The 12057-nt window shown below is 68.3% G+C and carries 9 protein-coding genes; 2 read left to right on the top strand and 7 right to left on the bottom strand.

The window, feature by feature from the left end; translation table 11 throughout:
- Window positions 1-3: 3 nt before the first annotated feature.
- Window positions 4-2688, bottom strand: a complete 2685-nt coding sequence (alaS, locus tag BMX93_RS01665; RefSeq protein ID WP_091967024.1) for an alanine--tRNA ligase — start codon at window positions 2686-2688, stop codon at window positions 4-6.
- Window positions 2689-2827: 139 nt separating this feature from the next.
- Here alaS and BMX93_RS01670 point away from each other — a divergent pair, with 139 nt between their 5' ends.
- Window positions 2828-3925, top strand: coding sequence for a YihY/virulence factor BrkB family protein (locus tag BMX93_RS01670; protein ID WP_091967026.1), 1098 nt, complete (start codon window positions 2828-2830; stop codon window positions 3923-3925).
- A 44-nt stretch (window positions 3926-3969) separates the two neighbouring features.
- Here BMX93_RS01670 and BMX93_RS01675 read toward each other — a convergent pair whose 3' ends face one another.
- From BMX93_RS01675 to BMX93_RS01700, 6 genes are all read right to left on the bottom strand, one after another.
- Window positions 3970-4944 (bottom strand): lactate/malate family dehydrogenase, encoded by a 975-nt coding sequence (locus BMX93_RS01675; RefSeq protein WP_091967028.1) that lies wholly within the window; start codon window positions 4942-4944, stop codon window positions 3970-3972.
- A gap of 111 nt (window positions 4945-5055) precedes the next feature.
- On the bottom strand, window positions 5056-6438 hold the full coding sequence (locus BMX93_RS01680) for a replication-associated recombination protein A (RefSeq protein WP_425438725.1): 1383 nt from the start codon (window positions 6436-6438) through the stop codon (window positions 5056-5058).
- A gap of 44 nt (window positions 6439-6482) precedes the next feature.
- Complete coding sequence (locus tag BMX93_RS01685) at window positions 6483-7286, bottom strand: tyrosine-protein phosphatase (RefSeq protein WP_091967030.1); 804 nt, start codon at window positions 7284-7286, stop codon at window positions 6483-6485.
- Window positions 7287-7333: 47 nt separating this feature from the next.
- Complete coding sequence (locus tag BMX93_RS01690; RefSeq protein WP_091967032.1) at window positions 7334-7684, bottom strand: metallopeptidase family protein; 351 nt, start codon at window positions 7682-7684, stop codon at window positions 7334-7336.
- A gap of 163 nt (window positions 7685-7847) precedes the next feature.
- On the bottom strand, window positions 7848-9662 hold the full coding sequence (gene aspS / locus BMX93_RS01695) for an aspartate--tRNA ligase (protein WP_091967034.1): 1815 nt from the start codon (window positions 9660-9662) through the stop codon (window positions 7848-7850).
- A 130-nt stretch (window positions 9663-9792) separates the two neighbouring features.
- Window positions 9793-10860 carry a hypothetical protein gene (locus BMX93_RS01700; RefSeq protein ID WP_091967037.1) on the bottom strand — a complete coding sequence of 356 codons (1068 nt, stop codon included), beginning with the start codon at window positions 10858-10860 and terminating at the stop codon, window positions 9793-9795.
- A 341-nt stretch (window positions 10861-11201) separates the two neighbouring features.
- Between BMX93_RS01700 and BMX93_RS01705 the strand changes: the two genes are divergently transcribed.
- Window positions 11202-12005: a VOC family protein gene (locus BMX93_RS01705; RefSeq protein WP_091967039.1), complete on the top strand. Its 804-nt coding sequence runs from the start codon at window positions 11202-11204 to the stop codon at window positions 12003-12005.
- The last annotated feature ends 52 nt before the right edge of the window (window positions 12006-12057 follow it).

Here is a 12057-nt window from a genome sequence, read left to right on the forward strand (position 1 = left end):
GCTTCAGGCACGACCACGCCCGAGTTCGAGCCCAATGGCCTCCAGCGCAGCGCCGGCCTGCGAGGCATCGGAGCCACCCCCCTGGGCCAGGTCGTCCTTGCCGCCGCCGCGTCCTCCCAGGATTGCTGCGCCCTGGCGCACGAGTTCGCCCGCCCGCCAGCCCTTCTCGCGGGCTGCCGCGGTGGTGGCGACGACGAGAGCGGGCTTGGCCGGGCTGCCGCCAACGAGCGCCACGACGGCGGGTCCCTGGTCGAGGCGCCCGCGCACCTCACCGGCCAGGGTGCGCAGCGCCGCAGCATCGACCCCCGGGAGCTGGCGGGTCGCCAGCAGCACGCCGGCGCGCTCGGTGGCGGAGCCGGCGATCTCGCCGACCTGTGCGAGCAGCTGGGCAGTCTTGAGTTCCTCGATGCGCTTCTCGGCCGTCCGCAGCTGTGAGACCAGCGAGCTGACCTTCTCGGTGAGCTGCTCGGGCTGCACCTTGAGCAATCCGGTGAGCTGACTGACCAAGGCCCGCTCGCCTGCCATGTGATCGAAGGCATCGGTGCTGACCAGCGCCTCAATGCGTCGGGTGCCGGCCCCCACGGACTGCTCGGACAGCAGCGTCACCATGCCGATCTGGCTCGAGTGCAGCACATGGGTGCCGGCGCACAGCTCGCGGCTCCACCGTCCGCCCATCTCGACCATCCGCACGATGTCGGGGTACTTCTCCCCAAACATCGCCATCGCGCCCATCTGCTTGGCCTGGGCCAGCGGCATCTGGGTGGCGCTCACCTCGAGATCGTCGCGGACGGCCACATTGCAGCGCTCCTCGATCTCGGTGCGCAGCTCGGGGCTGAGTCCTTTGCTCGCGCTGAAGTCGAAGCGCAGGTAGCCGGGTCGGTTGTAGGAGCCGGCCTGGGTTGCGGTGGGGCCGACGAGCTCGCGCAGCGCGGCGTGCAGCACATGGGTCGCCGAGTGGGCCTGGCAGGCTCCCTGGCGGTGCGCCGCGTCGACGATTGCCTCCACCCGGTCCCCGACCGAGATCTCGCCGGTGCCTTGCACAGTGTGCACGACCAGTCCGGGCACCGGGCGCTGAACATCGAGCACCTCGAAGTTGCCGCTCGGGGCGCGGATCACGCCGGCGTCGGAGTCCTGACCGCCCATCTCGGCATAGAACGGCGTCTCCTCGAGAACGATCTCGGCAAGCTGCCCGGGCTGTGCATGGTCGACCTCGCGGCCCTCCACGACGAGACCCCGGACACGGGTGGACACGTCGAGGTCGGTGTAGCCCACGAAAGGACTCTCGCCCTTGGCGCGCAGTGCGCGATAGGCGGTGGAGGCATGACCGCCGGCCTTCTTGGCCTTCGCATCGGCCTTGGCACGGGCGCGCTGGCGCGCCATGAGCTCGCGGAAGGTCGACTCGTCGACGCCCAGACCCTGCTCCTGGGCCATCTCAAGAGTGAGATCGATGGGGAAGCCGTAGGTGTCGTGCAGCTGGAAGGCCTTGTCGCCTCCGATGACCGTGCTGCCCTGGGCCCGGGTCTGCGCCACCGCCTGGTCGAACAGCTGGGTGCCGGAGTTGAGCGTGCGGGCGAAGCTGCGTTCCTCGGTCTGCGCGATATCGCCGATGCGTTCCCATTGGGTGTCCACCTCGGGGTAGGTGACGTGCATGCACTCGCGGCTCACGTCGAGCAGGTCGACCAGGCAGCGGTCGCGCACCCCCAGCAGCCGCATGGAGCGGATGGATCGGCGCAGCAGCCGGCGCAGCACATATCCGCGTGCTTCATTGCTCGGCGTCACCCCATCGGTCATGAGCATGAGCGAGCTGCGGATGTGGTCGGCAACGACGCGCAGCCGCACGTCATCGGCATGATCGGCGCCATAGGGGCGCTTCGAGATCTCGGAGGCGCGGGTGATGACGGGAAAGACCTCGTCGGTTTCGTACATGTTGTCGACGCCCTGCAGCAGATAGGCGATCCGCTCCAGGCCGGCTCCGGTGTCGATATTGCGAGCCTTGAGAGGGCCGGCAATGTCGAAGTCCTCCTTGGCGCGCACAGCGGCCAGTTCCTCGGTCTCGAAGACGAGATTCCAGATCTCCAAGAAGCGGTCCTCGTCTGCGACCGGGCCACCCTCGGGCCCGTACTGGGGGCCGCGGTCGATGTAGATCTCCGAGCAGGGACCGCCGGGTCCCGGGACGCCCATGTGCCAGTAGTTGTCCTTGAGGGAGCGGCCCTGAATGTGCTCGGCGGGCACGCCCACCTCGAGCCAGGCCTGGCGGGCCTCGACATCGCCGTGGGGATAGTCCGGGTGGAAGCCCTCGCCCAGCACCGTGACCCATACCGAGGCGGGATCGAAACCGAAGCCGCCCTTGTCCTGGGGGGAGGTGACCAGTTCCCAGGCCCAGGTGATGGCCTCCTTCTTGAAGTAGTCCCCGAAGCTGAAGTTGCCGAGCATCTGGAAGAAGGTGCCATGCCGGGTGGTCTTGCCCACCTCGTCGATGTCGAGGGTGCGCACACACTTCTGGATGCTCGTGGCGCGCTTCCAGGGCGAGGGCTGCTCACCCATCAGATAGGGCTTGAAGGGAACCATGCCGGCATTGACGAACAGCAGCGTGGGGTCGTTGTAGAGCAGCGAGGCGCTGGGCACGGCGGTGTGCCCCCTGGCGACGAAGAATTCCTGGTAGCGTCGGCCGATCTCGGCAGCTTTCATGTGTGGTGTTCCCCCGCTGGTGGCGGCAGCGCCGTGCGCGCAAGCCAGTGACCAAGCCTAGCGCGGCCCCAGGATGACCCCCACCTGAGCCGCCCTTGTCACCCCCACCGCCCATCACCTGGATTACCGTTGCCTGGCAATGCCAGTTAGCCACGGGCGCAGCGCAACGCCCGTCAGCCACCAGCGCAGCGCAACACCCGTTAGCCGCCGACGCAGCTGGGTATCGCAGCGCAAGGTCCTCATCGTCGCCACTGCAGGAGTACTCATGGTCACCAAGGACGAGAACCCGTCCCCGCACGCCAGGCAATTCGTCGCGGCCCACGATCGTTCGTTCGTCGCGCGAGCCAAGGGGATGGTCACCAGGATCGGCGAGGACCGGGTGACCGATCAGGCGGCGGCGCTGACCTACTACACCGTCTTCTCGGCATTCCCCATGCTCATCGCCCTCATCTCCGTGCTCAAGCTCGTCGGGCAGAGCGAGCGGGTGGAGCCGGTCATCGACGAGTTCGTCACCAAGGCCGTGCCGGACGAGCAGATGGCCGCCACCATTACGCAGGTCGTCCAGGGCTTCCTGAATTCCGGCGGTGCGGGACTCGGCCTGGTGATCGGCATCCTCCTGGCCCTGTGGTCGGCCAGCGGATATGTGGGCGCCTTCGGGCGGGCCGCCAACAGCCTTCACGGAGCCGAGGAGAGCCGGGGCTTCGTGAAGCTCAAGGCCCAGCAGCTCGGGCTGACCGCGGTGCTCGTGCTCATCATGATTCTCGTTGTCGTGGTGTTCACGGCAGGGCCGCTCGTGGCGTGGATCGGCGGAACGCTCGGCTCGGACAGTGGCGCCGCGCGCCTCGGCAGCCTGTGGAGCTGGCTGCGCTGGCCGGTCATTGCGGCGCTCCTGGTGCTCATGGTCGCCACGCTGTTCCGCTTCGCGCCCGATACCAGCGCCCGCCATGTGCCGTTGGTGAGCCGGGGCTCGCTGGCCGCGATCCTCATCGCGCTGCTCGCCGTGGTCGGTTTCAACATCTATGTCTCGGGCTTCGGCAATTACGAGAAGACCTATGGCGCCCTCGCTGGCGTGATCGTCGCCCTGCTGCTCATCTGGATCGTCAGTATCGCGCTGCTCGTGGGGGTGCTCATCGACGCCGAGCACGACGAATCGGCGAGCCTGGACGCCACGGGGACCAGCGGCGGCGCCGGGGAGGACGAAGCGGCCGAGGACCAGCAGGGTCCGGCGCGCTCGTGAGCTGCACGGCGATCCCGCTGGGCGTCCGGGGCCCTTGCCCCGGTTCAGCGCCCGGTGTGGGCGTCGGCCATCGTCGCCTGGATGGCTGCGATGGTCTGTTCCAGGTGCTCGTTCTCCCACTCGTCGAGGGCGACGGGCAGGCGGGCCTCCACTCCGCCGCGCCCGATGAGCGAGGGCATCGACAGGGCAACATCGCCGTCGTGGCCGTATTCGCCACGCAGCGTGGAGCAGACCGGGAAGACCACTCGCTCGTCGAGCAGGACGCTGCGGGCCAGCAGCACCGCCGATTCGGCGACACCCGCGTTGGTCCAGCCCTTGGCATTGAACACGTCATAGGCGGACTTGACCACCTGGCGGCGCACCTGTTCCGGGTCGAGCGCATGGCACGAGGGGTAGTAGCGCGGCAGCTCGGGCCAGCGCACCCCAGCAACGCTCAGCCGGCTCAGCACCGGAAAGGCGCTGTGGCCGTGCTCGCCCATCATGTAGCCCTGGACGCTGCTGGGCCCGACCTGGCACCAGCCGGCCACGATCTGGCGCAGCCGGGCAGAATCGAGCATCGTACCGGTGCCCAGCACCCGCCCCGCCGGATATCCGAACTCGTTCTCGGCGATATAGACGACGGTGTCGAGTGGATTCGTGATGAGGATGACGACCGCATCGTGGGTCTGCGCGGCGATGTCGCCCATCACCTGGCGGATCACCGTCGAGTTCGCTTCGGTGAGTAGCGTGCGATCGGGTTCGGCAGATGGATCGTGCGGATCGGGGATGACGCTCGGACCGGCCGAGCAGATCACGATGTCGGCGTCCCGGTAGTCGTCCGGGGTGCCGGCGTGCACGTTCACCGCGCTGAGAGAGGGAAGCCCCGTCGCCTGGAGCTGATCGAGGGCCTCGCCGTGCGCCCGGCCGGGAAGAGTGTCAATGACCGCGATCTCGCAGAACATGCCCATTCGCACCGCGTTGGCCAGGACATAGGAACCCACGTGACCGGCACCGGTCACCACGAGCTTGTAGGACTTCATCGTTCACCCTTCGTGTCGTTGCGGCCGGACCACAGCACGGCCCCTGCGGCCACACTATGGCGCAGATCCTCCAGCGGTGCAGCGGGCCGTCCCGGGGCCGCAAGGCCGGCGTCAGGAACTCTGGTCGTCTTGTGCCAGGAGCTGGCGAATCAGCTCGAGGCGTTCGCGCACACCGGCCTCGTTGCCGTTCTCGCTCGGCTCGTAGTAGCGGACCTCCGCGAGATCGTCCGGCAGGTATTGCTGGGGGGCCACGTGGTGAGGCCAGTCGTGCGCATAGCGGTAGCCCACCCCGTGGCCCAGGCCAGCGGCAGCTGCATAGTGCGCGTCGCGCAGCGCGACGGGCACCGTCGTGCCCTTGCCGGCGCGCACATCGGCGATTGCCCGGTCGATTGCCGTGATGACCGCATTGGATTTGGGGGCTGTGGCTGCGGCGATGGTGGCCTGCGCGAGGTTGATCCTCGCCTCCGGCATGCCGATGAGCTGCACCGCCTGGGCCGCGGCCACCGCGGTCTGCAGCACCGAGGGAGCCGCCATGCCGATGTCCTCGCTCGCCAGCACAATGAGCCGGCGGGCGATGAACCGGGCATCCTCGCCGGCCTCGATCATCCTCGCCAGATAGTGCAGTGCAGCGTCCACATCGGAACCCCGCACGGACTTGATGAAGGCGCTGATCACGTCGTAGTGCTGATCGCCCTGCCGGTCGTAGCGCACCGCGGCACGGTCGACGGCCCGGGCGACCTGGTCAGCACCGATGCGCGCGCCTCCCGCGGAGCTGGCTCCCGCGCCGGCCTCCTCGAGATAGCTCAATGCGCGGCGGGCGTCGCCACCCGCCAGCCGGATGAGATCGGCGCGCGCCTGCTCGTCGAGCGAGTAGTCACCCCCCTGCGGAGTGTGCAGACCGCGGCTGTCGGTGAGCGCCCGGTCGATGAGCCGGCCGATGTCCTCGTCGTCGAGCGGGCGCAAGGTGAGCAGCAGGGAACGTGACAGCAGCGGCGAGATGACAGAGAACGAGGGGTTCTCGGTGGTGGCGGCGATGAGCGTCACGAGGCGATTCTCGACGGCGGGCAGCAGGACATCCTGCTGCGCCCGGCTGAAGCGGTGCACCTCGTCGACGAACAACACGGTAGGGCGCCCGTGGGCGAGCTCGCGCCGTGCAGTGTCGAGCTCGCGCCGCACGTCCTTGACTCCGGCGGTGACGGCGGAGAGCTCCACGAAACGCCGGTTCGTGGCCTGGGAGACCACCGAGGCGATGGTGGTCTTGCCGACCCCGGGCGGTCCCCACAGGAACACGCTCATGGCCGTGCGCCCTTCGGCGAGCCGGCGCAGCGGCGAGCCCGGCCCCAGCAGATGTCTCTGGCCGACGATCTCGTCGAGGGTGCGGGGACGCATCCGCACGGCCAGGGGTGCATCGGGCGTCACGGCACCACCCAATGAGCCCCCGATCCCCGGATCCGGGGGTTGATCATCGGTATTGCCGAACAGATCCTCACCCACCCAGGCAGCCTATCGCCGCACGCCCACGGTTACGGGGCGACGGATCAGGCAAGCAATTTCTCGTCGAGATGCCGCTGATCTGCCTGCGTCCACCCGGCCGCATCGAGATAGTTGGCCAGCGAGCCGTAGCGCTCATCGACCAAGTCGAGCAGCCCGGCCATCGCATCGGCCGGAGTGGACTGGCCCTGGACCGTCAGGTCATCGTTGTCGTGCACACCGCCGGCACCGCTCGCCCGGCTTCCCAGCCGCGCGATGATCTGCACCACCCGCTCGTTGCTCGACTCGTAGTCGGCGATGATCTCCTCGCGCCGCACTCCCACTGCACCCAGCGCAACCGCCGTCACCGTGCCGGTGCGGTCCTTGCCAGCAGCGCAGTTGACCAGGGCTGCACCCTGGGCGCCGGCGATGACGCGCAGCGCGCCGATCACGCTGTCGGGCCGCCCGGTGAGATAGCGCAAGTAGTGGATGGCCAGCGCCTGGGCGCGCGGCATCGGGGTGGATTCGGTCTGCAGGTTCTCGTCCTGGAGCCACGGCGGGGTGACCTGACCGGGGAACTCGCGTGGGTAGAGCGATAGTGCGTGGAAGTGCACCCCGCTGTCTCGTGCCAGCGGTCCCTGACCTGCTTCGCGGATCTCCATGTCGGTTCGCAGATCGATGACATCGCTGAGGGCGTATTCGCCGGCGAGTACTGCGGCCGATTCGCGAGAGAGTTCTGACAGATTGTCGCTGCGCAGCAGCGTCCTCGGTCGGATCCGTGCACCGCCGGCGGCTTCCAGCCCTCCGAGGTCGCGCAGATTGCAGACGCCGTCGAGATCGATCCAGTTGGGTGTGTACCGCACTGCAACCATGGCCCCAGCCTATTGAACGGTCAAGGCCTGAAGCCAGCGGCGCTGGTTCATCCCCAGCCCAGCTCGTTGAGGCGCTGCTCGCCGATGCCGAAGTAGTGGCCGATCTCGTGAATCAGGGTCACGCGCACCTGCTCGCGCACCTGCTCGCGCGAGGTGCAGATCCGCTCGTGCGGCCCGCGGTACAAGGTGATCGTGTCGGGCGGGCAGAAGCCATAGCCCTCCCGTTCGGTGAGCGGAATTCCCTCGTAGTGCCCGAGCAGGTCCGGATCCTGGCCGGCCAAGGGCTCGTCGGCCGCCAGGATCGCGACATTGTCGAGTGCCTCCTGCACGCGCGCCGGCAGCCCTGCGAGGGCCTCCTCGCAGGCGGCCCAGAACTCGTCCTCGCTGACCCGGATCACGCTCCCATCGAAGCACCCCGAGCCCCCGAATCAGGTGCCCGGCGCCCGATGGGCACGCGAGCGGCCCGGAGCCGGATGGGTGCGCGAGCGGCCCGGAGCCGGATGGGTGCGCGAGCGGCCCGGCGCCGGGCAGCCCGAACGAGCCGTCCGGCCCGCAACCGGATCAGTGCTGGATCGAGCCTGGGGCTGCCTGTTCGCCGGGCTTGCGTGCGACGGGCTTGAAGTCCACTCCGGCGTCACGGCGCTGGGCAGGTGTAATGGCCGAGGGGGCCGAGGTCAGCGGATCGAAGCCGTTGCCCGTCTTGGGGAAGGCGATGACGTCGCGGATCGAATCGAATCCGCCCAGCAGCATGACGAGCCGATCCCAGCCGAAGGCAACGCCACCGTGCGGCGGCGCGCCGAACTTGAAGGCGTCGAGCAGGAACCCGAACTTGCCCTGGGCCTCCTCGGGGGACAGGCCCATGACGGCGAAGACCCGCTCCTGCACCTCGCGGCGGTGGATACGGATCGAGCCGCCACCCACCTCGTTGCCGTTGCACACGAAGTCGTAGGCATAGGCCAGGGCCGAGCCGGGGTCGGTGTCGAAGGTCTCCATGCACTCGGGCTTGGGGGAGGTGAATGCGTGGTGCACAGCGGTCCAGGCACCGGCGCCGACTGCGACATCCCCTTCGGCGACGGCCTCGCTGGCGGGCTTGAACAACGGGGCATCGACCACCCAGCAGAATGCCCAGTCCTTCGGATCGAACAGCTGGCAGCGCCGCCCGATCTCCAGGCGGGCGGCGCCCAGCAGCTCCTGGCTCGCGGTGCGCTTGCCGGCCGCGAAGAAGATCGCGTCGCCGGGCTGGGCTCCCACCAGCGCGGCAATCCCCGCCCGCTCCTTCTCGGAGATGTTCTTCGCCACCGGACCGGCCAGGGCCCCATCGTCGCCGACGGTGATGTAGGCCAGCCCCCGGGCGCCGCGCTGCTTGGCCCACTCCTGCCAGGCGTCGAACTGCCGGCGCGGCTGGGATGCCCCGCCGGGCATCACCACGGCACCGACATAGGGGGCCTGGAAGACTCGGAAGGCAGTATCGGAGAAGAACTCGGTCACGTCGTGGATCTGCTGGTCGAAACGCAGATCCGGCTTGTCCGAGCCGTAGCGGTCCATCGCCTCGTGCCAGCTGATGCGCGGCACCGGGCGCGGAATCTCGACGCCGATGAGCTTCCAGCAGGCAGCCATGATCTCCTCGCCCAGCGCCATGACGTCGTCCTGGTCGACGAAGCTCATCTCGACGTCGAGCTGGGTGAACTCGGGCTGGCGGTCGGCGCGGAAGTCCTCATCGCGATAGCAGCGCGCGATCTGGTAGTAGCGCTCCATGCCGGCCACCATGAGCAACTGCTTGAACAGCTGAGGGCTCTGCGGCAGGGCATACCAGTTGCCGGGTGAGAGCCTGGCCGGCACGAGGAAATCGCGGGCCCCTTCGGGCGTGGAGCGGGTGAGAGTGGGTGTCTCCAGTTCGACGAAGTCGTGTGAGGCGAGCACGCTGCGGGCGGCCGCGTTCACCTTCGAGCGCAGCACGAGCGCATTGTGCATCCGGGGCCGGCGCAAGTCGAGATAGCGGTACTTCAGGCGGGTGTCCTCGCCGACATTGGTGTGCTCGTCGACCGGGAAGGGCAAGGGGGCCGAGGGGTTGAGCACGGTGAGCTCGCAGATGTTGACCTCGATCTCGCCAGTCGGCATCTCGGGGTTCGCATTGCCCTCGGGGCGAGGTTCGACCACCCCGGTCACAGCGATGCAGTATTCATTGCGCAGATCATGGGCCCCCGAGGACGCCAGCACCTCGTCGCGCACCACGACCTGGGCGATGCCGCTGGCGTCGCGAAGATCGATGAACGCCACTCCCCCGTGATCTCGGCGGTGGGCGACCCATCCGGCCAGTGTGACTTTCTTTCCTTCATCGCAGGCGCGCAGCGTGCCAGCTTCGTGGGTTCGGATCACAGTGCTATTCCCTTCTTGCCCCGACATGGACGGTGCGGGGGCCGAAGGTCATTGTTTCACGACCGACAGCACGGGCCGATATCCGCGTCTGCCCACGGTGGACCCACCCCGGGCAGACGCGGATATCGCATCAGGCCAGGCCCGGGAACCACGTGGCCACCTGCCGGATGATGGCGTCGTTGCCAGTTGCCCGGGCGTGGTGGGTGAGGATCCACTCCTTGAGCGAGCCGCCGGCAGCTTCGTCCAGCGCAGCACGAGCCGCATCCGGGTCGCGCAGCACCTGTTCGAGCATCTCGGCCGCCTGGCTCTCCGATTGGTAGACAAAGGGATAGCGTGTCGGCAGCAGCGATGTGGCCCACGCCAGCTTCGGGAAGATCCCGACGGCGCCGGCGAGCAGCGCCTCGAGATACTCCAGGCCGTACGCCTCTTCCTGGGAGGTGGAGACGAAGGCCGTGACATGCGCCAGCGATTCCCAGTAGTTCTCCCGTTCGGCCGACAGCGGCCCTACCTTCGCCCAACGCGGCGAGGACATCCGCATGGCCTGGAGGGTCACGAGATCCCGTGGCCCCAGATGCGCCTCCATCTGGAGCGGAACCTTCGCGGCAACCCGGCTGAGGATGGACATGAATGTCTTCGGTTGCTTCTCGGGGCTCACATGAATGCTCGGATACAGCACGACCGGGACATCGGTCGCGACCCGTGCCACGAGCAGATCGTCGCGGATCCCGGGCTGGAACCAGGCGATCCGCGCTTGGTTCGCCAGTGGGGCGATCGCCCAACGGTGCGCCACCTCCGCCACCTCGGTGGCCGTGCGTTCCCCCGAGCACAGCGTCGGGAACAGCGCATAGCTGATGCCCATCGCGGCGAAGTTGACCCGGTGGTGATAGTGGCGCGGGGGCAGCCATTGCAGGTTCATGATGAGCGGCTCGGCACCGTGGCGGTGCAGCACCTGGAAGACTCCGACACTGTCCATGACATCGAGGTTGATCACCAGGTCTTTCTCCGCATCCAGGCTCACCAGCCGTTTGATCTGGAAGTCCTTGGCCTGCTGGTCCTCGAAGCCGACCAGGCATGCTTCGGGGAAGATCCTGAGCAGCCTGCTCACCAGAGCCCCTGCTCCCCCGGCAATGGCCAGTTCGCCGAACTCGTCGACGATCGGCTCGTCGACGAGCGCTCCGTATTTGATGGCAATTGTCATAGCTGAACTCCGTTGTTCTCGCCGCATGCGGGCCAACTCCGCGCGCGTGTGTTGCCGCCACCATAGCGGGACCGGGGCGGTCGCGGTCGGCCTGGGCCACCATTGCATGGGCGCGATGGCGGGGCACTGCTCGGCGGCCCTGCCCTGTGCGGACGGCCCCACGCCGGGCCCCCGCCACGCTCACCACGGGATTCGCGCCGGGCCGGTGCTCAGGGCGCCGACCGGATAGCCTTGAAGGACGTCCCGACGAGGGGACGCGACCGGTCACCCACCAGACCGGAGAAACACCGGGTCCGCCCCAGCGCCGGCCCGTCATGGCAATGTCCACGAGAGGTGCGGAAATGACGACTCCATCAACCACACCAGCGGTGCGCACCGGTGCCCCGATCTGGATCGAACTCTCCACCCACGACCCCCAGGGCGCTGAGGATTTCTATGGCCAGCTGTTCGGCTGGCAGTTCCAGGACCAGGGTGAGGCCTTCGGCCATTACCAGCTGGTGGCCGGGCCGAGCGGCCCCCTGGCCGGCGCGATGTCCACCCTCATGGGACCGGAGGGTCCGACGAGCGAGCCAACCGGCCCCACTGCCTGGACGGTCTATCTCGGGACCGGCGATATCGGCGCCACGAGCGCGGGGACACCCTCGGCCGGCGGGTCGGTACTGGTCGCGCCGATGCCGGTGCCGGACTTCGGCACGATGGGTGTCCTGGCCGCGCCGAGCGGTGCCGTCGTCGGGGCATGGCAGCCCGGACCCTTCACCGGCTTCGATCTCACGATGCACTATCGGACTCCGGTGTGGTTCGAATGCCTCACGACCGATTTCGACGCGGACCTGGCCTTCTACCAGCAGGTCTTCGACTGGCGCCCTCACGAGGACAGCAAACCCGGCGAGCCCCGGTATGTCACCAATGGCATCGGAGAGGACGCGGTGTGCGGGCTCTACGATGCGACTTCGTTCGATCCGCCGGTCGAGCCGCACTGGCGCGTCTACTTCGCCGTGGACGACTGTCAGACCGCCTGCGAGACCATCAGGCAGCTCGGGGGCCAGGTTCGCGGCGGCCCCGAGGAGTCTGCGTACGGGCCGGTGGCCTCCGTCGCCGACCCGCAGGGCGCCCATTTCCAGATCATCACGATCCCTGCCCACTGACCCTGTCCGCGCAGACCGCCCCGCGCAGCGATCGCCCCCGGTCCCGGCCCGG

Origin of the sequence: Propionibacterium cyclohexanicum (assembly GCF_900111365.1) — a bacterium.
Classification (GTDB): Bacteria; Actinomycetota; Actinomycetes; order Propionibacteriales; family Propionibacteriaceae; genus Propionibacterium; species Propionibacterium cyclohexanicum.

What these genes read in the sequence shown, in the direction of transcription:
- alaS (WP_091967024.1), bottom strand. Translation starts at nt 2,688, where the DNA reads ATGAAAGCTGCCGAGATCGGCCGACGCTACCAGGAATTCTTCGTCGCC.
- BMX93_RS01670 (WP_091967026.1), top strand. Translation starts at nt 2,828, where the DNA reads ATGCCAGTTAGCCACGGGCGCAGCGCAACGCCCGTCAGCCACCAGCGC.
- BMX93_RS01675 (WP_091967028.1), bottom strand. Translation starts at nt 4,944, where the DNA reads ATGAAGTCCTACAAGCTCGTGGTGACCGGTGCCGGTCACGTGGGTTCC.
- BMX93_RS01685 (WP_091967030.1), bottom strand. Translation starts at nt 7,286, where the DNA reads ATGGTTGCAGTGCGGTACACACCCAACTGGATCGATCTCGACGGCGTC.
- BMX93_RS01700 (WP_091967037.1), bottom strand. Translation starts at nt 10,860, where the DNA reads ATGACAATTGCCATCAAATACGGAGCGCTCGTCGACGAGCCGATCGTC.
- BMX93_RS01705 (WP_091967039.1), top strand. Translation starts at nt 11,202, where the DNA reads ATGACGACTCCATCAACCACACCAGCGGTGCGCACCGGTGCCCCGATC.